Consider the following 21090-nt stretch of genomic DNA (forward strand, 5'->3'; position numbering starts at 1 on the left):
ACCGGGAGGTAGAACGGGATGCCCGCGCGCGTACCCGGTCCGCTCGGCAGACCGCGGCAACGGGGCCTTGCGGGATCAGCCTACGGCTTTCGGCTCGGCGGGCAGATAGAACGTGTCCGAGTGGGCACGGTTTGGCTATGGATGAGCGATTTACCGGACGCGGGGACGTCCAGGAGCTGTCGGACTTCGAGCTCGTCGTGTACGAGACCGTGGCGGAGATCGACAAGGAGCGCGGCGCGGCCGACTTCGAGACCATCGGGGCGCTCGTCGAGGCGCCGGAAGAGGATCTGTGGGCCGCGCTCGGCCATCTGGTGTCGATCAACCACCTGCACTCGACCAGCCGGGGGTACGTGCTCGGGCCGCACGACTGGGCGCCCTGACCGTCCCGCTGGATGGGAGGGCCGGTGAGGCGCGCGGCCGGCGCGCGGCACGATGGCCCGGAAACCCCGGGACGCGTGTGGGAGGCCGCCGGAATGGAGCTCGTCGACACCGAGGAACAGCGGGCGCTGCGCGACGCGCTGCGGCGCTTCTTCGCCGACCGGTCCCCCGCCGCCGAGGTGCGGCGGCTGATGGAGACCGCCGAGGGCCACGACCCGGCCGTGTGGGCGCAGATGGCCGGGCAGCTCGGGCTGCAGGGGCTCGCGATCCCCGAGGAGCACGGCGGCGCCGGGTTCGGGATGCGGGAGCTGGCCGTCGTGTTCGAGGAGATGGGGCGGGCGCTCGTGTGCGCGCCGTTCCTCGCGACGGTCACGGCCGCGGCGGCGCTCCAGGCCGGGGAGGGCGGGCACGGCCTGCTGCCCGGCATCGCCGACGGGTCGGTCGTCGCGACGCTGGCCGTGGCCGAGGACGGCGGGTCCTGGGATCTCGCCGACGTCGGGGCCGCGTTCGAGGACGGCCGGCTGCGGGGCGCCAAGAACTTCGTCCTGGACGGGCACATCGCCGACCTGGTCCTCGTCGCGGCGCGGGACGAGGACGGCGTCGGCGTCTACGCCGCGGAGGACGTGCCGCGGACGGCCCGGACGCTCCTGCCGACCCTCGACCAGACGCGCAAGCTGGCCCGCATCGAGCTCGACGGCGTCCCGGCGCGGAAGGTCGGCGGGGAGGACGCCGCCCGGCGGGCGCTCGACGTCGCGGCGGTCGCGCTGGCCGCCGAGCAGCTCGGCGGCGCGCAGCAGACCCTCGACATGACCGTCGAGTACGCCAAGGTGCGGCACCAGTTCGGCCGCCCGATCGGCTCGTTCCAGGCGGTCAAGCACCGGTGCGCGGACATGTTCGTGCTGGTGGAGTCGGCGCGGTCGGCGGTGCTGCACGCGGCCGGCGTCGCCGACGAGAGGCCGGGCGAGCTGCCGGCCGCCGCCGCGCTGGCGAAGGCGTACTGCTCGGACGCCTACTTCCGCACGGCGGGCGAGGCCATCCAGCTGCACGGGGGCATCGGGTTCACCTGGGAGCACGACGCGCACCTGTACTTCAAGCGCGCCCAGGGGTCGCGGCAGCTGTTCGGCCCGCCCGCCCTGCACCGGGAGCGGCTGGCCGCGCTCGCCGGGCTCACGGGTGCAGCCGCAACCCCTTGAGGACCTTGTCCACGCCGTTCTTCGGGCCGTGCACGGCGAACCCGACCAGGGGCATCTCCCCGGCCGCGACCGCGCGGACGGTCGCGCGGTTGGCCTCGTCGTGGCCGGTCTTGAACATGTCCTCGATGTAGACGGCGGTGTCCATGCCGCGGGCGAGGGCGCGGCCGTGCGCCTTCACGATCGCTTCGGCGCCGGCCTCGTAGACCAGGACGGGCTGCCGGAACATCGCCAGGTACCGGTTGCCCGACGCGTCCTCGTACGGCTCGCCGATGAGGCCGGGCACCCCGCCCGCCACGCCGCCGGCGAGGAACGCGGTCACGTTGAGCCGCTGCCACGCGGCCAGGTCGTCGCGGACCACGATCCCGATCTTGGTGTCGAAACGCATGCCGCCCAGGGTGGCGCGCGGGAGGCCGCCCCGTCTTGAACGCTGGTGCGGTCCCGGCCGCCGCCGCGCCACACTGGACGCGTGGACTGGAGCAGGTACTGGCGGGCGCCCGACCGCCCCCTGGAGGCGATGCACGCCCACTTCGAGCGGCACGTCTACCACCGGCACAGCCACGACACGTACTCGTTCGGCGTGACCGAGGACGGCTACCAGGCGTTCCGCTGCCGGGGCGGCGCCCACACCAGCGCGGCCGGGATGGTCATCGCGTTCAACCCCGACGACCCGCACGACGGCCACGCCGCCGACGAGCTGGGCTTCACCTACCGGATGGTGCACATCGGCCCGGAGCTGGTGTCGGACGTCCTGGCCGACATGGCGGGCGGGAGGACCGGGCCGCCGCTGTTCGCCTCGCCCGTCATCGACGATCCCGTCCTCGCGCGGAACCTGCGGAACCTGCACGCGGCGCTGCTCGGCGGGGCGCCCGCCCTGCGGCGGGACGAGCTGCTGGCCGCGACGGTCGGCTCGATGGTCGACCGGGCCGCCACCCGGCGGGTCACCGCCGGGCGGGCCGGCGGGGTCGTCGAGCGGGCCAGGCGGTACCTCGACGAGAGGTACCTGGACGACGTCGGCGCCGGCGAGCTGGCCGAGGCGGCGGGATGCAGCCGGTTCGCGCTCTACCGCGGGTTCCGGCGGGCGTACGGGATGGCGCCGAGCGACTACCAGCGGCAGCTCCGCCTGCGCGCGGCCCGGCGCCTGCTCGCCGGAGGCGGCGCGATCGGGGACGTGGCGGCCCGCACGGGGTTCGCCGACCAGAGCCACCTGACGCGCTGGTTCGTCCGCTGCTACGGCGTGTCGCCCGGCCGCTTCCAGCGCGCCGGTTAGGAAGAATGCCCGGTATGAAACGGGCGAGCGGGGCGATGTTCGGGCTGGCGTACGGCGACGCGCTGGGGGCGCCGACCGAGTTCCTCACCATGGAGCAGATCGGGCGGCGCTTCGGCGACCGCGGGCCCGCGGGGCTCGACGGCGATCCCGCGCTCGTCACCGACGACACGCAGATGGCGATCGCGGTCGGCCTCGGGCTCCTGGACGCCCTGGCGAACCCGCCGCTCACCCCGGACCTGATCACTCCCATGTGGCGGCGGCGCTTCGTCGACTGGCTCAACAGCCCGGACAACAACCGGGCGCCCGGCAACACGTGCCTGCGCGCGTGCCGGGACCTTGAGGCCGGACGGCCCTGGGTGGAGGCGACCGTGGCCGGCTCCAAGGGCTGCGGCGCCAACATGCGCGTCGCCCCGGTCGGCCTCGCCCCCGGTCTGACGGACGAGACGCGCGCGGGCGCGTCCCAGCTCCAGGCCGCCCTCACCCACGGGCACCCGACCGGGCTCGCCGCCAGCGAGCTGACCGCGTTCGCGATCCGGTGGCTGGCCGACGGCATGGATCCGGCCGACCTCCCCGGGGCGCTCCGCGCGCGGTGCCACGGCCAGCGCGGCGTCTACCACGAGCGGTGGCTCGCCGGCCTGTGGCGGCGGTCCGGCGCCGACGCTCCGGAGACGTTCATCGCCCGCGGCTGGGACGACTGCCTCGGCGTCCTCGACCGCCTGGACGAGGCCGTCCGGCGCGGCGACCGCGCGTCCGACCCGTGCGAGGCCACCGGCGCGGGCTGGGTCGCCGAGGAGGCGCTCGCCACCGGCCTGCTGTGCTTCCTGCTGTTCCCGGACGAGCCGGTCGAGGCGATCCGGCGCGGCGCCGCCAGCTCCGGCGACTCCGACTCGATCGCCTGCCTGGCCGGCGCGTTCGCCGGCGCCCGCCTCGGCATGGACGCCTGGCCCGCCGGCTGGGCCGCGCGCATCGAGTACGCCCACGACCTGGCGCGGATCGGCGGGGCCTGGGACTGATCCGCGGCCGCCTCAGGTCGCCGACCAGCCCGTCCACCCGTCGATCGTGATCGCGATGACCGGGCCCTCGGGCGGGCGGTCGCGGTACTGGGCGTAGCGGTCCGCGAGAAGCCCGACGGGCCCGGCCATGCCCGCCGCGTCCGCGACGATCCGGGCGGCGCCGTCCACGCGGACCCACCACAGCCGGGACCAGTCGTCCTCGTAGTGGTCGGCGAGCAGCGCCACGCGCGGGTTGGCGCGGACGTCGGCCAGCCTCCGCAGGTCGCGGGTGCTCTTCGGCTTGTGGTCGACGGCCGTGTAGACGCTGCCCCGGTGGACGGCGAACGTCACGGGGACGATGTGCGGGCGCCCGTCCTCCCCCACGGTCGCCAGGCGCACGACCGGGACGGTCGTCAGGAGGCGGCGCGCCTCGTCCGGCGAGAGCTTCGGCACACCGCCAGCCTGCCACGTTCAGTCCTTGAAGTCCGGCGGGCGGTGCTCCTTGCGTGCCCTGATCGCCTCCTCGAAGTTCTGCGTCGTCAGGCGGACGTAGAGCTGCGCGAGCCCCTCCTGGCCCATGTGCGCGTCGAGGCTCGCCGCGTCCAGGCCGGACCACAGCATCCGCTTCGTCAGCTCCACGCCGGGGCGGCTGAACGCGGCGATCCGCTCGGCGAGGTCGTAGCAGGAGTCGAGCAGCTTGTCGCCGGGGACGACGCGGGACAGCAGGCCGATGCGCTCGGCCTCGGCGGCGTCCACATCCCGCCCCGACAGCATCAGCTCGAAGGCGCGGGACGAGCCGATCGCGCGCGGCAGCAGGTAGCTGAGGCCGAGCTCGCTCGCCGTCAGGCCGTTGTTGATCCCGGCGGCGCGGAACAGCGCCGTCTCCGCGCCGATCCTGATGTCGGCGGCCAGCGACAGGCACAGGCCGCCGCCGATCGCCGGGCCGTTGACCGCGGCGATGACCGGCTGGTGGACGCGGCGCATCGCGCGGACCACGTCGTCCAGCAGCTCCATCGAGCGGAGGGCGATGGTGGGGAGGGTCAGGCCGTCGATGCCGGGGATGTCCCCGGGGTTCTCCAGGTCGGCGCCCGAGCAGAAGCCGCGCCCGGCGCCGGTGACGACGACGGCGCGGGTGCCGTTGTCGAGGCTCACCTCTTCCAGCGCCTCGCGGAACGGGACCATCACGTCGAACGCCATCGCGTTCATGCGCTCGGGGCGGTTGAGCGTGATGAGGGTGATGTGCGGGCGCGGCTTGTCGATCAGGACGAAGGGCAAAGCGGGCCTCCCGGAGTGAACCTAACAAGCGTTAGGTTACACGCGCGGGAACTCCGGGGGCGCGAGGCCGCGCTCGACCACCTCCGCCAGCTCGGCCTCGGTCAGGACGCGCGGCTCCCCGATCGCCTTGGCCCGGACGTAGACGCCGCACAGCCATTCCAGCAGCCGCGCGTTCTCGTACGCCTCCTCCAGGTCGCGGCCGATCGTGACGCCGCCGTGGTTGGCCATCAGCGCGGCGCGCTTGCCGCCCTCCATGGCCGCCCGGACGTTCTCCGCCAGCTCGGGCGTCCCGTAGGTGGCGTACTCGGCGACCTTGACCACGCCGCCCAGCAGCAGGGTGTTGTAGTGGATCGGCGGCAGCTCGGACATGGTCGCGGCGACGACGGCGCCGTAGGTCGAGTGCGTGTGCACGATCGCCGCCGCCGGGGTCGCGGCGTAGAGCGCGAGGTGCATGGGCGTCTCCGACGATGGCGCCCGCTCGCCCTCGACGAGCTGCGAGGACAGGTTCACCACCGGGCAGTCGGCGGGCTCCATCCGGTCGAGCATCATCCCGGCGGGCGTGACCGCGACGAGGTCGCCCGCCCGGACGCTGATGTTGCCCGACGCGCCGGTGACGAGGCCGCTCCCGGCCAGCCGCCGGCCGGTCTCGCACAGCTCACGCCGTTCATCCTTCAACAACATGCGAATACCTCTCACGTTTCCCGGTCTCCACCGCGTACGCTACGGCCCTGACGATCACCGGGCCCCCCGTCCGAGGTGTTCCGCCGACCGGCGCCCGCCGTGTCGACCGAGGCCGGCAGGGGCCCGCCAAGGGGCCGGTCATGACCGTTGTCACACTCGGCGCGCACATCCTGGACGTGCTCGCCCGTCCCGTCGAGGGCATCCCGGACGGGCAGGACACCGTCGTGGTGGAGCAGATCCGGGTGACCGCCGCGGGCGCCGCGGCCGGCACCGCCGTGGCGCTCGCCCGCCTCGGCAACGACGTCATCTCGGTCGGCGCGATCGGGGACGACGACCTCGGCGACCTGCTCGTCACGATCATGACCCGGAACGGGGTGGACGCGACCGGCCTCGTCCGGCGGACGGCCGACCAGACGAGCGCGTCGATCCTGCCGATCCGGCCGGACGGGGGGCGGCCCAGCTTCCACGTCCCCGGCGCCAACCTGACCCTCGGCCCGGGCGCGGTCGGGCCCGGCCTGCTCAGCGCGGCGGGCGTCGTGCACCTCGGCGGGCCGGACGTCACGTTCGGGCTGAACGACCCGGCGTTCTTCGCGATGCTCTCGGCCGCGCGCGGCGGCGGCACGGTCGTCACGATGGACCTGCTGTCCAACATGCCCGACCTGCTGGCCGGCGCCGCCGCGTTCCTGCCGTACGTCGACCACTTCCTGCCGAACGAGGAGCAGGCCGCGGCGATGACCGGCGAGGCCGATCCCGAGAAGGCCGCCCGGACGCTGCTGGAGCGCGGGCCGGGCACGGTGATCGTCACGCTCGGCGCGGACGGCAGCCTCGTCGCGACCGCCGGGGGCGTCCACCGGCTGCCCGCCCTGCCCGTCGAGGTGGTCGACACCACCGGCTGCGGCGACGCGTACTGCGCGGGATTCATCACCGGGCTCGTCCACGGGCGGGACGTCCTGGAGGCGGCCCGCTGGGGCACGGCGGCCGCGGCGACCGTGGCCCGGGGGCTCGGCTCCGACGCGTGCCTCACCGGCCTGGACGCCGTCCTCGCCCTCCTGGACTAGATCTTCTGCTTCCGGCCCGCCCAGTACGGGTCGCGGAGGAGGCGCTTGTAGAGCTTGCCGGTCGGGGTCCTCGGCATCCGGTCGACGAAGTCGACCGAGCGCGGGGCCTTGTAGCCGGCGAGCGAGGCCCGGACGTGCTCGATCAGCTCGGCGGCGAGCGCGCCGGACGGCTCGGCGCCGTCGGAGAGCTCGACGGCGGCCTTCACCTGCTCGCCGAACTCCTCGTCCGGGATGCCGAACACCGCCACGTCCCGGACGGCCGGGTGGGTGATCAGCACGCCCTCGATCTCCGCCGGGTAGATGTTCACCCCGCCGCTGATGATCATGTCGATGGCGCGGTCGGCGAGGAACAGGTAGCCGTCCGCGTCCAGGTAGCCGACGTCGCCGGTGGTGAACAGCCCGTCCGCGCGGTGCACCGAGCGGGTCTTCTCCTCGTCGCCCCAGTACTCGACGTCGTCGCCGCTCGTGTACCGGAAGTAGATCTGGCCGGGCTCCCCGGCCGCGGCGGGCTCGCCGTCCTCGCGCAGGATGTGCACCTCGGTCGTCGGCAGCGGGCGGCCGACGCTGCCGGGCTTCTTCAGCCACTCCTCCGCGGTGATCACGCTGTTCACCGACGCCTCGGTCGAGCCGTAGTACTCGTGGACGATCGGCCCGAACCAGTCGATCATCCGCCGCTTGACCTCGGGCGGGCAGGGCGCGGCCCCGTGCCAGACCGCCGCCAGGGCGGCCCCGCCGAACGCCGCGCGCACCTCCTCGTCCAGCCGCAGCAGCCGGACGAACTGGGTCGGGACGAGATGGACGTTGGTGATCGCGTGCTCGTCGATCAGCCGGAGCGTCTCCGCCGGGTCGAAGTCCCGCCGCATCACCACCGAGCGCCCCCGCAGCAGGAACACCAGCGACCAGAGCCACTGCGCCGAGTGGTAGACGGGCCCGACGAGCAGCGAGCGGCCGCCCTCCGGGATCCGGAGCAGCTCGGCGAACACGTCGCCGACGAGGCTCGCCGTCTCGATCGGCGCGCCGGCGCCCAGCTGCTTGCGGCTGACGCCCTTCGGGCGCCCGGTGGTGCCCGACGTGTAGAACATCGGGAAGCCCATCACCGGGTCGGCGATGTCCCCCTCCGCGCCCGCCGCGAGGAACTCCTCGTACGGGGTGAAGCCCTCGACCGGGCCGCCGAACGCGACGCGGGCGGCGAGGCCGAGCCCCTCGGACGCCTCCCGCGCCACGTCGCCGAACGCGTCCTCGGAGAACAGCGCCCGCGCGCCCGAGTCCGCCAGGACGTAGCGCAGCTCGTCGGCCGTCCAGTGCCAGTTGACCATCACGTACCGGACGCCGATGTGGCCGGCGGCGCACATCAGCTCGAAGTACTCGCGCCGGTTGCCGGAGTGGACCGCGATCGCGTCGCCGGCGGCGAGGCCCAGCCCGCGCAGCGCGTCCGCCAGCCGGCCGGTTCTGGCGTCCAGCTCCCGCCACGACGTCGTGCCGCGTTCGTCGGTGATGGCGGGTTCGTCCGGCCTGGCGTCTGCGTACGGGCGGAGCAGCGCGGCCATCGGCCACCTCCTGGGAACGCGGCGGAGTCCTGATCTGCGACTCTAGAGCCGGTTCGCCGGGAAGGCCAGGTCAGCGGCTCAGCGGGCGGTCCGCGCGACCGGGGCGCCGTAGAGGACGGCGTCGGCGGCGCCGGCCAGCTGCTCCAGGCGGAACACCTCCGTGCGGTGGAACGGCGGCGCGCCCGTCCGCGCGGCGACCAGCGCGACCGCGCCCATGGCGAGCGGGCAGACCGCGTACTGGGTGCCGTCCGGCGCGGTGAACGCGCGCGGCCGCAGCGGCTCCAGGCCCGGCAGGTCGGCGCCGGACACCCCGCCCGCGCTCGCGTGCACGAGGACCGCGCCGCCCCCGGCCACCGGCTCGGCGAGACCCGCCCAGTCGGCGCTCAGCAGGGCCGGGACGGCGTCGGCGAGGATCTCCATGCCGCGCTCCGGGACGGCCCCGACCTGCCCGATCACGGCGGCGTCGGGGAACGCGCCCTGCGGTTCCAGGGTCGGCCAGATGCCGACGACGTCCACCCCGTGGACCGATCCAAGGCCCTCCATGAGCCGCTCGATGCCCATGCCGGCGGGCCACGCCACGGTGAAGTCGTCCATCGCCCGGCCGCTGCCGCGCTCCAGCACCGCCATCTGCACCACGTCGGCGCCCGCCGCGCCAAGGGTGCGGGCCACCTGCCCCAGCGAGCCGGGGCGGTCGGGCAGCCGGACGCGTATCCGCAGCAACATCGGGCACCTCCAATTCTCCCGCCGGGACGTCCCCGGGAGGCCCCCAGCTTCGGCGACACCCGTTTCCCCGGTGTTACCCGTAGGTGTCATCCAGAGAAAACGGAGCCGCAAGTCGGTGCTGGAATGACGGGTACGGGTCAAACTAGAGTCCAGACAAGGTCATCATCAGACCCTGCCGTACGCATGCCGTCCAGCATTAAGGTAACTCCACGTGTCGAGGGACGGGGAACCCCCAGTGAACGCCTTTCATCCTCGGCCGCCCGCGCAAGGTGACGCCGCCTGCGACCGGCCGGATGAAAAGTGCTCAGTCAACCAGGGAGCCGGGCCGGAGGCGGCCACCGCCGGGGACGAGGCGGCGGGCGCGGCGCCGGCGAGCGCGGGGGACGCGGCGGGGGACGATGCCGACGAGGCGTTCCGCGCCGACGTCCGGGACGCCCTCGCCGGGCTGGCGGCGCGGCTCGACCGCGAGCACGAGCGGGCGGCGCACCGCGAGGCCGTCATCGACCGGCTGCACGAGGAGAACCAGCGGCTGCGCCGCGGCGAGCTGCAGGGGATGCTGGAGCCCGTCCGCACCGCGCTGTACCGGCTGCACGACCAGGCGCGCCGCGAGTCCGACCGGCTCGCCTCGCCCGACCTCGCCGAACCGCCCGACCCGCGGCGGACCGCGCAGCTGCTGGCGGCGCTCGCCGACGACGTCGCGGACGCGCTGGCGCGGCTCGGCGTCGAGCGCTTCACGGTCGAGCCCGGCGCCCCCTACGACGCCGCCCGGCACCGCCCCGTCGCCGTCACCCCGGTCGCCGACCCGCTCGCGGACGGCACCGTCACCGCCGTCCAGTCCGACGGGTTCGAGCAGGGCGGGAAGGTGCTGCGCAAGGCGGCGGTCAGCGTCGGCAAGCTCGCCGCGGATGCGGACGGGGACGCGGACGCCGACGGGGACGCGGACGCGGACGCGGACAGGGGCGCGGACGCGAGCGCGAACGGATCGGGGTCCGCGGTCAAAACCGTCCCAAGTCACCGCGAGGGGGCGGAACGCGGCGCGACTCTTGGAACCGGACGCGCACACAACTCAGGACTCGGGACCGACAGGTGAGAGGGACATGGCTGTCTACGGGATCGACCTCGGAACCACGTACTCCTGCATTGCCTCCATCGACGATGTAGGGCGGCCCGCGGTCCTGCGGAACCTGGAGGGCACCGACACCACGCCGTCCGTCGTCTTCTTCGAGAGCGGCGAGAACGTCGTCGTCGGCGCCACCGCGAAGGACACCGCGGTGCTGGAGCCCGACAACGTCGTCAGCCTGATCAAGCGCGACATGGGCCGGGACGTGACGCGGCCGATCCACGGGATCGACTTCACGCCGGAGGAGGTGTCGGCGTTCATCCTGCTGAAGCTGGCGACGGACGCGCGCACCACCACCGGCGAGGACGCCCGCGACGTCGTCATCACCGTCCCGGCGTACTTCGGCGCGGCCGAGCGCGACGCGACCCGCAAGGCGGGGCGGATCGCCGGGCTGAACGTCATCGACATCGTGTCCGAGCCGATCGCCGCCGCGATCACCTACGGCGTCCTCAACCCGGAGACCGACCGCACGATCCTGGTGTACGACCTGGGCGGCGGGACGTTCGACACCACCGTGATCGCGCTGCGCGACGGGCACATCGAGGTCGTGTGCACCGACGGCGACCACGAGCTGGGCGGCGCCGACTGGGACGCGCGGCTCGTCGAGCACCTCGCCGAGCGGTTCCGGGAGGAGCACCCCGGCGCGGGCGACCCGCTCGACGACAAGCAGACCGAGCAGCAGCTCCGCCGCGACGCCGAGGACGCGAAGAAGGCCCTCACCACCCGCACGTCCCACACCGTCCGGGTGATGCACGGCGGGCGGGTCGCGGCGGTCGAGGTGACGCGGGAGAAGCTGGAGGAGCTGACCAAGGACCTCCTCGACCGCACCGTGGAGATCACCGGCCGGACGCTGGCGACCGCCGCCGAGAAGGGCGTGCACGACTACGACGACCTCGTCCTCGTCGGCGGGTCCACGAAGATGCCGGTGGTCGCGGCGCGGCTGGAGACCGAGCTGGGCCTCACGCCCCGCCTCCAGGACCCCGACCTCGCGGTCGCCAAGGGCGCCGCGCTGTACGCGTTCGAGGAGACCTACCGGCGGCTCGTCCGGGAGGGCGCCGCCGAGCGCGCGGAGGAGATGGCGGCGCGCGCCGGCCTGTCCGCCGAGCAGCAGAAGCAGATCGCCGGGCGGCAGATCAAGACGGTCGCCTCGCACGCCTTCGGGATCGTCGTGGTCGACCGGGAGACCGGCGCCGAGAACGTCGCGCACCTCGTGCACGCCAACGACGAGCTGCCCGCCGCCAAGACCGAGGACTTCTTCACCGTCTACGACGACCAGACGTCCGCCGACATCCGGGTCATGGAGCAGGCCGGGGTCGTGGAGTCCGCCGACCTGATCGACAACACCGAGATCGCCACCGGGGAGATCCGCGTCCCGCCGGGCAAGAAGGCGGGCTGGCCCATCGGCGTCACGTTCGCGCTCGACTCGTCCGGGCTGCTGAACGTCACCGCGGTGGAGAAGGAGACCGGCGAGAAGCTGGAGCTGAAGGTGGACGTCGGCGGCATGTCCGAGGAGGAGGTCGAGCGCTCCCGGAAGGCCCTCTCGCGGGTCCAGGTCAGCTAGCGCCCGCCCGATCCCTGGAGGCGCCCGTGGCGTTCGACGACGACTACCGGCGGGAGGTGCTGGAGCCCGCGCGGGCCGCCGGCGACCAGCCCCCCGAGGACCTGCGCGTCCGCTACGCGCTGGACGCTTCCCTGGGCGCGGCGGCGGTCGCGGCGCGGGTGAAGCAGGTCCGGCAGTGCTGGCGGCGGGCCCGCGGGCAGCTGAAGTACCGCAAGCTGATCGACCGGCTGGAGGCCGAGCACCGCGAGCTGGCCCCGCTGTTCGCCGCCGCCGAGCGCGGCGACCTGCGCCCGCTGCAGGCGCGGCTGCGCGGCGGCGCGGAGCGCACCGAGCGGCGCCGCGGCGAGGCCCGCGCGCGGCTCGCCGACGCCGCCGGGGCGCTGCGCACGGCGGCGCCCGCCGAGGTCGAGGCGATCGCCCGCACCGGCGGGGTGACCCGCGCCGAGCTGGCGGCGCTGGCCGCCGCCGACGGCATCGAGATCCGCGAACCCGACCCGCTGCCGGCCGCCGCGCCCTACCCCGCGTACCGGAAGGTGCGCGAGTCGCTGGACGTCCTCGGCAAGCGGCACCTCGCCGACTTCCTGTTCGGGCCGCGGCTGGCCGGCCCGATCCGCGTCCTCGGCGGCTTCGCCGCGCCCGGCGGCGACCTGCGCCTCGACGGCGCCGCCGTGGCCGCCGCCGGCGCCGAATGGGCGCGGCGCAGCCGCGACACCAGCACCACCCACGCCGACACGGTCCTCGCCGCGCTGCGCTCGGCCGACGACCCGCACGCCCTGCTGCTGTTCGACGTGGTCGACCGCCTCCGCGAGCGGCTGCGGCAGCGCGCGTCGGAGCGCGCCCTCCTGCGGTACGCGATCGAGGACCTCGGCATCGAGCAGGGCGACGCCCGCCGCCTGGTCTTCGCGCTCCTGCGCGAGTCGGGGCCGGGCGGCGGCCTCGCGGGGCGCCTGCGCGCCCTCCTCGACGCGGGCGACGTGTACGCCGCCGCCGAGCTCGCCGACGCCGCGAAAATCCCGCACCCCTCCCCCGGCCCCCAGCACGGCTCCTCCCAGCACGGGGAACCGCCCGAGGAGGAGGTCCTCGCCGCCGAGGCCCGGCACCGCCTCGACACCGCGCTGCGCCTCCGCGAGACGGCGGCCGCCGAACCCGACCCGGACCGCGCCTTCCGCCTCCTCGCCGACGCCCTCCGCCTCGTCCGCGACCTGCCCGGCGCCGCCCACCACCAGCGCCGGCTCCCGCCCCGCCCCGTCCCGTCCCTGCGCGCCGACGTCGACGGCGGCACGGTGCGGCTGTCGTGGGAGGCGTCGCCCTCCACCGCGGGCGAGATCGGGTACCACGCGGTGCGGCGCGCCGGGCGCGCGCCCCGGGACGTGCGGGACGGGGAGCCGATCGCGGGCGTGGTGGACGAGCGGCCGCCGGTGAACGCTCCCGTGTACTACGCCGTGTTCGCGGTCCGGGGCGAAGGCGTCGCCGCGCCGGCGGTGACCGGGCCGGTCGTGGTGCGGCCCGAGCCGTCGGACGTCGAGCTGATCGCCGGTGACGGGCAGGTGACCGGGCGGTGGCGGTGCCCGGCGGAGGCGGCGCGGGTCGTCGTCGTGCGGGACGGCAAGGCCGTGCCGGCGGGGCGGGACGGGTTCCGCGAGCGGGTGCCGAACGGGCGCACCCACCACTACCTGGTCTGCGCCGTCTACCTCGACGCGTCCGGCCGCGAGGTCGTGACCGACGGGGTGCGGGCGTCGGCCACGCCCAGCGCGCCGCCCGAGCCCGTGTACGAGATGCGCGCGGAGACCGACCCCGCCGATCCGGGGCTGGTGCGGGTGCGGTTCGACCCGCCCCGGCACGGGGCCGTGGAGCTGGTGCTGTCGGACGGGCCGCCGCCGTGGCCGCGCAGCGCGATCGTCCCGCTGGAGGAGGTGCGGCGGGAGACGCGGCGGATGGCGTGCACCCCGCTGCCGGGCGGGCTGGAGACGCGGCCGGGGGCCGGCGGGTGGCTGCTCGCGGTGACGGTCGCGGAGGGCGCCGCCGCGATCGGCGCCTACCACCGGCACGTGAACCTGCCGCCGCCGCGCCGGCTGGTCGTCGAGCGGCGCGGCGGGCACGTCCACGTCGGGTTCGACTGGCCGGCGGACGTCGCCGAGGTCGACCTCCGGTACCGGGTCGGCGGCGAGTCGCGGACCGAGGTGGTCACGCGGGCCTCCTACGCCACGCAGGGCGGGGTGCGGCTGCCCGTGCCCGAGGACGCGGCCGTGGAGGTGTCGGCCGCGGCGGCGGGGACCGTGGGCGGCGCGCGGGTCACCGGGCCGGCGGTGACCGAGGTGGTCGCGGCGCGCACCATCGTCCGCTACGACGTGCTGCGGTCCGGGCCGCCGTGGCGGCGCTCCCTGACGATCCGGCTCACCTCGGCCCGCCCGCTGCGGGTGGCGCGGCTGTCGCTGGTGCTGCGCGCCGGCCGGGTCATGCCGCACCGCCCCGGCGACGGCGACACGCTGGGCGCCTGGGAGCAGGTGCCGGTGCCGGGCGAGCTGTCCCTGGCGGCGCCGGACGCGTCCGGGCCGTACTGGCTGCGCTGCTTCGCCGACGACGACGGCGTCGAGCTGAGCGACCCTCCCGTCCGCCGGCTGCAGGTCACGTGATGGCGCGCCCGCTGGCCCGGGTGGGGATCCCCGGGATGCCGTCCCGGCAGGGCATCACCTGCCCCTACTGCTTCGCGTCCGTGGCGCCGCAGCGGGTGCTGTTCCGGTGCCGCGGCCAGGTGGGGCGGCGGCAGGGCTGCGCGCCGGTGCTCGACAAGGAGCTGGCGGAGTACACCGGGTCGACGGCGGGCGCGTCGCTGCCGCCGGTGTTCGCCGCGTCCGGGCGGAAGGGGCGGGCGGACTGCCCGGAGTGCGGGCTGCCGACCGGGAACCGCGCCTGCCCGGAGTGCCACAACCCGCTGCCGTCGGCGTACTGCGACTCCCCGGGCCGCATCGTCGCGCTGGTCGGGGCGAAGAACGCCGGGAAGAGCACCTACATCGCGGTGCTGCTGCACGAGCTGATGAACCGGGTCGGGACGGAGCTGGACGCCTCGCTCGTCGCGTGCGACGACCGGACGATCGAGCGGTACAAGCGCGACTTCGCGCGGCCCCTGCTGGAGGAGCGGCGGCTGCTGCCGACGACGGCCAGCGCCGCCACCGGCCCGCGCGAGCCGCTGGTGTACCTGCTGACGCGGACGCGGCGGGGGCGCTTCTCGCGGCCGCGCAACGAGTCGCTGGCGCTGGTGCTGTTCGACACGGCGGGCGAGGACCTGCGCAGCCGGGAGGTCACCGACCTGCACCTGCGGTACCTGGAGGCCGCCGACGCGATCATCTTCCTGGTCGATCCGCTGGAGCTGCCCGGCGCGCGGGCGGGCGTGCGGGACGCGGTGCCGCCGCCGCGCGCGGCGGGCGAGGACCCGGACAGCGAGCCGCTGAACATCATCGCCCGGGTGACCGAGGCGCTGCGGCAGCGGCACGGCACCCGCCCGGGCGAGCCGCTGCCCGTGCCGGTCGCGGTCGCGCTCACCAAGATCGACGTGCTCCGGCCGGGGCTGCTGGAGCAGTCGGCGCTGCACCGGTCGCGGTCCGGGCAGGGCGTCCTCGACCTGGACGACAGGGACGCGGTGAACGAGCAGGTCCGGGCGCTGCTGCACGACTGGCAGGCCGGGCAGCTCGACACCTACCTCGGGCAGCAGTACGCCGACCACGCGCTGTTCGGGCTGTCCGCGCTCGGCGGCGCCCCCGAGCGGGGACGCGTCGGCGCGGGCGGCGTCCGGCCGTACCGGGCCGAGGATCCGCTGCTGTGGCTGCTGTACCGGTTCGGGATGCTCGACGGCGTCCGCCCCGGGGGCGGCTGATGGCCTGGCAGCTGCACTACACCTCCGCGCGGCGCGGGCCGACCGGCCGGGCCGGGTTCCAGTTCGTCGCGGAGACGCCCGGCCTGCCGGACGGGGTCCGCGCGGGCGTGACGCCGTACCTGTCGTACCGGCCGCCGCCGGACGCGCCGCCCGCCCCCGACGACGCCGAGCTCGGCCGGTTCCCGGTGTCGCTGCTGTACGACGTGGTGGACGGGCGCCCGCTGCTGCTGCGCTGCCGCTACCTCGGCCGCGACTACTCGGGGCGCTACGGCAACTTCTTCGCGCACGCGGTGGTGGCGGAGCCCGACGAGCTGGAGGGGCTGCGGCCCGCCGAGCTGTGGCACGCCGCGCACTGGGCGCGGTCGCCGGCGCCCGGCGCCGTCCTCGACCCGCTGGAGGAGCTGACGCCGGGCGCCGCGCTCGCCCCCGAGGCGCTCGCCGCGTGGCTCGCGGTGTCCGGCCCGGACGACCCCTACGGGCTGCTGGCGGCGCTGGTCGACGCGGTCGCCGGCGTCCTCGGCCGCGGGCACGGGCGCGTCGTGCTGGTCGCCGAGGACGTCGAGCTGATCGCGCGCTGGATCGCGGTCGTGTCGTACTCGCTGCCCGTCGCGGCGGCGGCGCGGCTGTCGTTCGTCACCTACACCGCCGACCCGGACGGCGCCGCGCAGCGGCTCGTCGGCACCACGCCCGCGATCTGGGCCGCGATGCGCCACCACGCGCCGCACGCGTCCGCGTTCGACCTGCACAAGGGCGGCGCGGAGGGCCCGGCGAGCCGGTTCGCGCGGACCGTCGCGGGCTGCTGGCGCGCCGCCGACTTCGGCGGCCTGGACGCCCTCGGGGAGCTGGCGCCGCTGAACGACCCCGCGCAGGAGGGCGCCGCCGCCCTGCTCGCGCTGTGCCGGGGCGACGCGACCGTCACGGCGGCGGAGGAGCGCGCGGCGGCCGACCTGCTGGCGCGGCACGGGCCGGACATCCCGGAATGGGTGTGGCGCGACCTCGTGCCGGGCGTCCCGTCCATGGGGCTCGACCTGGCGCTCGCGGTGCACGGCCGGGCCCCCGCCGAGTTGCGGGACGCGGTCCTCGACGGGCTGATCGGCGGGCTCGCGGCGGGGCGGGCGGCCGTGCTCACGCCGGACGCCTGCGACCGGCTGTACCCGCACGCCGAGCGGCTGCGGGCCGTGCCCGGCGTCGCGGTGCCCGTGCTGACGTCGGTCGCCCGGAGGCATCCGGGCCGCCGCATCGCGGTCACGGGCGAGCTGCTGCGGCTGGACGGCGCCGACCTCGACGCGGCGCTCCGGGAGGTGTGGGAGGCGCCGCCGTCCGCGGGCGAGTGCACCGACCTCCTGGACGCGCACGGGCCGCATCCCGCGCTGGCCGGGCTGCCGTCCCGGACGTTCACCCGGCTCGCCTTCCCCGGCGGCGAGCACCTCGCCGACACCGGCACGCTGCGGCTCGCCGAGCGGGTCCGGGAGATCATGCCGGACGGGCCCGCCGGGCGCGACGCCGCCGTCGTCCAGGCGTACGGGACGGCGATCACCGCGAAGCCGGAGCGGGCGGCGCGCGCCCTGGCGGAGATCGCGGACGCGGGCGGCGCGACCCGGCAGCTCGCCGACGAGGCGTTCATCGGGGCGGCGCGGCGGCTGGCCGGGCGGCCGCCGCGGTTCCGCGCGGAGCTGCTGGCGGCCGTGCCGGCGCCGGTCCGCGCCCGGCTCGCGGAGCGGTGGACCGCCGAGCTGACCGGGCGCGCCCGCGCGGGCCGCGGCCCGCTGCTCGGCCGCGAGATCGAGCAGCGCAACGACCTGGTCGAGGTGGTGCTGCGGCTGCGCAGGCGCGGCGTCGCCGAGCCGTCGCTGGAGGCGTGGGCGCGGGCCGCGGCCGGGCGGTGGCTGGCCGGCAAGCAGCTCGACGCGCACCTGGCGCGCAGCCCCGAGCTGCGCGCCGCGCTCCGCGACCTCCTCGCCGAGGGCGGGGGGTGAGCGCGTGCATCCGATCATCGTGCTGCTGCTGATCGCGGTGTGGCTGGGCGCCATGTGGCTCGGCTTCATGTACGTGTTCCCGGTGCTGTTCGCCGCGACGCTCGTCGTCGCCGGGGCGGCCGCGCTCGGGGTGTACTACCTGCACGCGTGCCGGACGCTCGCGCCGTCCAGCCTGGAGGGCCCGTCGCCGGTCGCCGCCCCCGACGTCGCGTACCGGCACTACCTGCTCGGCCAGGTGTGGCGCGACTGGTGGACGATCAGCCGCACGGTCGTCCCGCAGGTGTACCGGACGGCCCGGACCATCGTCGTGCGGCTGACGCGGACGCTGCTCGGCGGGCCGTGGGGGTTCTTCGTCCTCCCGGTCTGGCTGGCGCTGTGCGCGGGCATCGTCGCCGCCGCCGTGCCCGCGTCGGTGTTCGTGCTGGCGCTGACCGCCCTGTACGGGGTGGTCGCGGCGGTCGGGCTCGCGGCGTGGCTGGTGTGCGTGCTCGTCCTCGCGGCGGTGGAGCGCGGCTTCATGATGTACGGGCGGATCCTGCAGACCTGCCCGCACCCGTTCTGCTACGAGCGGATCGGCCTGCCGGAGTACGAGTGCCCGGGATGCGGGGCGCGGCACCGGCGCCTCACCCCGGGCGCGCGCGGCGCGTTCCGGAACGTGTGCCGCTGCGGGGCGCGGCTGCCCACGACCGTCCCGCTCGGGCGGTTCCGGCTGGCCGCGTACTGCCCGCACTGCGGCGGGCGGCTGCCGGAGCGGATCGGGCGCGTCCGCGTGGAGCCGCTGCCGTTCGTCGGCGGCCCCGCCGCCGGCAAGACGACGTTCATGGTCCTCGGCATCCGGGCGCTGCACGCCCGCGCCCGCGCCGTCCACGGGCGGCTCGCGTTCGTGGAGCAGCGGCACGCGCAGGCGTACGCGGGCGCGATCCGCGAGTTCCAGCGCGGCGGGCGCCTCGCCAAGACCGGCCCCGAGCTGCCCCTGGCCACCATGGTGGACGTCGAGCTGCCGGGGCGCGCCCGCCGCATCCTGTACCTGTTCGACCCGGCGGGCGAGCACTACACGGGCGCGACGGAGGTCGAGTCGCTGCGCTACCTCGACCACAGCGAGGCGCTGCTGTTCGTCGTCGACCCGTTCGCCCTCCCCCACCTGCGCCGCGCCCTCACCGGGGACGAGCGCGAGTTCATCGACCACGCCGCCGTGTCGTCGGAGGAGGACCCGGCCGACACGCTGCAGCGGGTGCTGAACGACCTGCGGTCGCGGCCCGACCAGGGCCGGCAGAAGCGGGTCGCCGTCGTCGTCACCAAGACCGACCTGCTGGTCCGCACCGAGATCGGCCGCTGCCTGGACGAGGACACCGACCTGCGCGAATGGCTCGGGCGGGTCGGCCTCGGCAACACCGTCCGCACCCTCGACCAGGTCGCCGCGCAGGTGCGGTACTTCGCGTCCGGCCTGGCCACCGAGCCGGCGGACGTCGCGGACCTGCTCGGCTGGGTGACCGGGCTCGGCCCCGCCGCGGCGTCCAACGGCGACGCGCCCCTCACCGACGCGCCGCAGGAACCGCCCGGGACGGCCCCGCTGCGCGCCCCCTGGCCGGTGCGGGGGCGCGGCGCCGCCCGCGTCCCGGCCGGGTACCAGGTGGGGCGCTGGGCGGTGCTGTCCGGGGTGTCCGCCCTGACCATCGCCACCGTGACCGGGGCCGTCCTCGCCGCGGCCGAGCGGTTCCCGTTCTGAGCCCGCCGCGACGCACGTCCTCTCCGCCGCCCGGCCCGCGAAGGTTGCGTCACAGAACTGACTCGGCGTACGGTCGAGAAGTGATCATTCGCATCGGCATGGCCCCGGCGGCGTCCGCCCTCGGCCCCGAGCCGCTGACCGCGCTCTCGCTCGGCCTCGAACGCGAGGGGTTCGACTCGCTGTGGGTGTCGGAGCGGGTCACCGGCCCGGCCCTCGACCCGGTCGTGGCGCTCACGTACGCGGCGGCGCTCACGTCCAGGATCAAGTTCGGGATGGCCGTGATGACCCTGCCGGGGCGCGCCCCCGCCGTGCTCGCCAAGGAGCTGGCCTCGCTGGACGTCCTGTCCGGCGGGCGGCTGCTGCCCGCGTTCGGGCTCGGGCAGCGGCACGCGGGGGAGCAGCAGGCGTTCGGGGTGCGGCGCGAGGAGCGGGCGGCGGTCTTCGAGGAGGCGCTGCCGCTGCTGCGCCGGTTCTGGGCCGAGGACGAGGTCACCCACGACGGGCCGCGGTTCCGCTACGAGGCCCTGCGCGTCCTGCCGAAACCGGCCGCGCGCGGGTTCGACGTGTGGATGGGCGGGACGGCCGAGCCGGAGCTGCGCCGCGCCGGGCGCCTGTCGGACGGCTGGCTCGCCGCGTTCCCGACGCCCGCCGAGGGCGAGCGCGGCCGCGCGATCGTCCAGGAGGCGGCGGCCGCGGCCGGGCGCGAGATCGAGGAGGAGCACTTCGGCGCGGTCGTGCCCTACCGGCGCGGGCCGCTCCCGCCGGAGGCGGAGGCCCGGTTCGCGCGGGTGCGCCGGGTGAGCGGGCCGGCGCCGCAGGACGACGTCGTCCCCGATCTCGGCGGGCTGGAGGCGCACCTCAAGCGGCTCGTCGAGGCGGGGCTGTCGAAGTTCGTCCTGGCGCCGATGGCGCCGCCGGACGACTGGGCCGCCGAGCTCGCCGACGTCCGCGACGCCGTCCTCCACCTCCAGACCAGGCGCTGAGCGCGTCCGTCCGCTTCACCGGTCCAGGGCGGTTCACCGGTCCAGGGCGGCGAGGATGAAGCCGGCCACCTCGTCCGCCAGCCGGTCGGCGCTCTTCGGGCCGTCCGGGCGGTACCAGGACGGCATCTGGTTCACCATGCCGAGCGCGACGATCGTCACGGTCTCGGCGGGGGTGGCGGTGCTGAACACGCCGTCCCGCTGGCCCTGCTCGACGAGGCCGCGGAAGATCACGTGGTAGCGGCGGCGGTCGGCGCGGACCGAGCGCATCCGGGCGTCGTCCAGCCGGTCCTTCTCGCGGGAGAACACCTTCGCCTCGTCGATGTGCTCGGCCGTGCTGCGGATGAGCCCGGTCAGCACCGCGTGGACGGCCTCGCGCGGCGGCAGCCCGCGGGCCAGCACGGCGCCGAGGTCGGCGAGCTGGCGGGCGATCAGCGAGTGGTAGATCTCGTAGAGGAGGTCGTCCTTGGAGTCGAAGTAGTGGTAGAGCGCGCCTTTGGTGACCTCGGCCGCCTCGACGATGCCCTGCACGGACGTGCCGTCGAAGCCGCGCTCGGCGAACAGGCGGAGCGCGGCGTCCAGGATCCGCCGCTCGACCGCGCTCTGCCGTACGGGGGCCGTCGACTCCGGCACCGGTACCGTGTCCGTCACCTGGGCACCTCCTTGGGGAGCGGGCATTGACTGGGGTGCGTCCCTCGTCTTAGCTTGCCAGAAACCGACTGGTCGGTATGCATCCGGCGGT

General features: G+C 75.6%; 19 protein-coding genes. 12 read left to right on the forward strand and 7 right to left on the reverse strand.

Features of this window, described 5'->3' with window-relative positions; all coding sequences use genetic code 11:
- Positions 1-137 precede the first annotated feature (137 nt).
- Positions 138-380, forward strand: a complete 243-nt coding sequence (locus tag ABTW95_RS26635) for a hypothetical protein (RefSeq protein ID WP_396448785.1) — start codon at positions 138-140, stop codon at positions 378-380.
- Between the two features lie 93 nt (positions 381-473).
- Positions 474-1571, forward strand: coding sequence for an acyl-CoA dehydrogenase family protein (locus tag ABTW95_RS26640; protein ID WP_396448786.1), 1098 nt, complete (start codon positions 474-476; stop codon positions 1569-1571).
- Here ABTW95_RS26640 and ABTW95_RS26645 read toward each other — a convergent pair.
- Entirely contained in the window at positions 1546-1956 is a 411-nt protein-coding gene (locus ABTW95_RS26645; protein ID WP_396448787.1) for a DUF2000 family protein, read from the reverse strand. The two genes, ABTW95_RS26640 and ABTW95_RS26645, sit on opposite strands and share 26 nt — an antisense overlap.
- An 81-nt stretch (positions 1957-2037) precedes the next feature.
- On the opposite strand from ABTW95_RS26645, the gene ABTW95_RS26650 reads away from it, so the two are divergent.
- The gene (locus ABTW95_RS26650; RefSeq protein ID WP_396448788.1) at positions 2038-2838 is read left to right on the forward strand and encodes an AraC family transcriptional regulator; all 801 of its coding nucleotides are present in this window, start codon (positions 2038-2040) and stop codon (positions 2836-2838) included.
- A gap of 14 nt (positions 2839-2852) precedes the next feature.
- Positions 2853-3851, forward strand: a complete 999-nt coding sequence (locus ABTW95_RS26655) for an ADP-ribosylglycohydrolase family protein (RefSeq protein WP_396448789.1) — start codon at positions 2853-2855, stop codon at positions 3849-3851.
- A 12-nt stretch (positions 3852-3863) separates the two neighbouring features.
- On the opposite strand, the gene ABTW95_RS26660 is transcribed toward ABTW95_RS26655, so the two are convergent.
- Genes ABTW95_RS26660 through ABTW95_RS26670 form a run of 3 tightly spaced genes read right to left on the reverse strand, consistent with a single transcriptional unit; the run spans position 3864 to position 5786 of the window.
- Positions 3864-4283, reverse strand: coding sequence for a TIGR03668 family PPOX class F420-dependent oxidoreductase (locus ABTW95_RS26660; RefSeq protein ID WP_500227717.1), 420 nt, complete (start codon positions 4281-4283; stop codon positions 3864-3866).
- An 18-nt stretch (positions 4284-4301) separates the two neighbouring features.
- Complete coding sequence (locus tag ABTW95_RS26665; protein ID WP_396448791.1) at positions 4302-5105, reverse strand: enoyl-CoA hydratase; 804 nt, start codon at positions 5103-5105, stop codon at positions 4302-4304.
- Between the two features lie 36 nt (positions 5106-5141).
- Positions 5142-5786: a class II aldolase/adducin family protein gene (locus ABTW95_RS26670; RefSeq protein ID WP_500227718.1), complete on the reverse strand. Its 645-nt coding sequence runs from the start codon at positions 5784-5786 to the stop codon at positions 5142-5144.
- Between the two features lie 140 nt (positions 5787-5926).
- Here ABTW95_RS26670 and ABTW95_RS26675 point away from each other — a divergent pair, with 140 nt between their 5' ends.
- The gene (locus ABTW95_RS26675) at positions 5927-6844 is read left to right on the forward strand and encodes a carbohydrate kinase family protein (protein WP_396448793.1); all 918 of its coding nucleotides are present in this window, start codon (positions 5927-5929) and stop codon (positions 6842-6844) included.
- Here the strand turns inward: ABTW95_RS26675 and ABTW95_RS26680 are convergent.
- Both ABTW95_RS26680 and ABTW95_RS26685 read right to left on the reverse strand, forming a co-directional pair.
- Positions 6841-8391 (reverse strand): AMP-binding protein, encoded by a 1551-nt coding sequence (locus ABTW95_RS26680; RefSeq protein WP_500227719.1) that lies wholly within the window; start codon positions 8389-8391, stop codon positions 6841-6843. The two genes, ABTW95_RS26675 and ABTW95_RS26680, sit on opposite strands and share 4 nt — an antisense overlap.
- A gap of 78 nt (positions 8392-8469) precedes the next feature.
- Positions 8470-9114 (reverse strand): ACT domain-containing protein, encoded by a 645-nt coding sequence (locus ABTW95_RS26685; RefSeq protein ID WP_396448795.1) that lies wholly within the window; start codon positions 9112-9114, stop codon positions 8470-8472.
- Positions 9115-9349: 235 nt separating this feature from the next.
- On the opposite strand from ABTW95_RS26685, the gene grpE reads away from it, so the two are divergent.
- From grpE to ABTW95_RS26720, 7 genes are all read left to right on the forward strand, one after another.
- Positions 9350-10204 (forward strand): nucleotide exchange factor GrpE, encoded by an 855-nt coding sequence (gene grpE / locus ABTW95_RS26690; RefSeq protein ID WP_500227720.1) that lies wholly within the window; start codon positions 9350-9352, stop codon positions 10202-10204.
- A 7-nt stretch (positions 10205-10211) separates the two neighbouring features.
- Positions 10212-11795: an Hsp70 family protein gene (locus ABTW95_RS26695; protein ID WP_500227721.1), complete on the forward strand. Its 1584-nt coding sequence runs from the start codon at positions 10212-10214 to the stop codon at positions 11793-11795.
- Positions 11796-11821: 26 nt separating this feature from the next.
- Positions 11822-14428 carry a SaeA-related protein gene (locus ABTW95_RS26700; protein WP_500227722.1) on the forward strand — a complete coding sequence of 869 codons (2607 nt, stop codon included), beginning with the start codon at positions 11822-11824 and terminating at the stop codon, positions 14426-14428.
- Positions 14428-15666: a TRAFAC clade GTPase domain-containing protein gene (locus ABTW95_RS26705; protein WP_396454340.1), complete on the forward strand. Its 1239-nt coding sequence runs from the start codon at positions 14428-14430 to the stop codon at positions 15664-15666. The genes ABTW95_RS26700 and ABTW95_RS26705 overlap by 1 nt, the downstream gene beginning before the upstream one ends.
- Complete coding sequence (locus tag ABTW95_RS26710; protein ID WP_500227723.1) at positions 15666-17642, forward strand: GAP1-N2 domain-containing protein; 1977 nt, start codon at positions 15666-15668, stop codon at positions 17640-17642. Before ABTW95_RS26705 ends, ABTW95_RS26710 begins: the two co-directional genes overlap by 1 nt.
- Before the next feature lie 4 nt (positions 17643-17646).
- A complete protein-coding gene (locus tag ABTW95_RS26715) occupies positions 17647-19368 on the forward strand; it encodes a TRAFAC clade GTPase domain-containing protein (protein ID WP_500227724.1) in 1722 nt (573 codons plus the stop codon).
- An 80-nt stretch (positions 19369-19448) separates the two neighbouring features.
- A complete protein-coding gene (locus ABTW95_RS26720) occupies positions 19449-20351 on the forward strand; it encodes an LLM class flavin-dependent oxidoreductase (protein WP_396448800.1) in 903 nt (300 codons plus the stop codon).
- Between the two features lie 33 nt (positions 20352-20384).
- Here ABTW95_RS26720 and ABTW95_RS26725 read toward each other — a convergent pair whose 3' ends face one another.
- Positions 20385-20999 (reverse strand): TetR/AcrR family transcriptional regulator, encoded by a 615-nt coding sequence (locus ABTW95_RS26725; RefSeq protein WP_396448801.1) that lies wholly within the window; start codon positions 20997-20999, stop codon positions 20385-20387.
- Between the last annotated feature and the right edge of the window lie 91 nt (positions 21000-21090).

This window comes from Spirillospora sp. NPDC127506, assembly GCF_040302145.1.
Classification (GTDB): Bacteria; Actinomycetota; Actinomycetes; order Streptosporangiales; family Streptosporangiaceae; genus Spirillospora.

Excerpts from the sequence above, each read along its gene's own strand:
- ABTW95_RS26635 (WP_396448785.1), top strand. The coding sequence starts at position 138 with ATGGATGAGCGATTTACCGGACGCGGGGACGTCCAGGAGCTGTCGGAC.
- ABTW95_RS26675 (WP_396448793.1), top strand. The coding sequence starts at position 5,927 with ATGACCGTTGTCACACTCGGCGCGCACATCCTGGACGTGCTCGCCCGT.
- ABTW95_RS26705 (WP_396454340.1), top strand. The coding sequence starts at position 14,428 with ATGGCGCGCCCGCTGGCCCGGGTGGGGATCCCCGGGATGCCGTCCCGG.
- ABTW95_RS26645 (WP_396448787.1), bottom strand. The coding sequence starts at position 1,956 with ATGCGTTTCGACACCAAGATCGGGATCGTGGTCCGCGACGACCTGGCC.
- ABTW95_RS26640 (WP_396448786.1), top strand. The coding sequence starts at position 474 with ATGGAGCTCGTCGACACCGAGGAACAGCGGGCGCTGCGCGACGCGCTG.
- ABTW95_RS26680 (WP_500227719.1), bottom strand. The coding sequence starts at position 8,391 with ATGGCCGCGCTGCTCCGCCCGTACGCAGACGCCAGGCCGGACGAACCC.
- ABTW95_RS26695 (WP_500227721.1), top strand. The coding sequence starts at position 10,212 with ATGGCTGTCTACGGGATCGACCTCGGAACCACGTACTCCTGCATTGCC.
- ABTW95_RS26685 (WP_396448795.1), bottom strand. The coding sequence starts at position 9,114 with ATGTTGCTGCGGATACGCGTCCGGCTGCCCGACCGCCCCGGCTCGCTG.
- ABTW95_RS26710 (WP_500227723.1), top strand. The coding sequence starts at position 15,666 with ATGGCCTGGCAGCTGCACTACACCTCCGCGCGGCGCGGGCCGACCGGC.
- ABTW95_RS26670 (WP_500227718.1), bottom strand. The coding sequence starts at position 5,786 with ATGTTGTTGAAGGATGAACGGCGTGAGCTGTGCGAGACCGGCCGGCGG.
- ABTW95_RS26655 (WP_396448789.1), top strand. The coding sequence starts at position 2,853 with ATGAAACGGGCGAGCGGGGCGATGTTCGGGCTGGCGTACGGCGACGCG.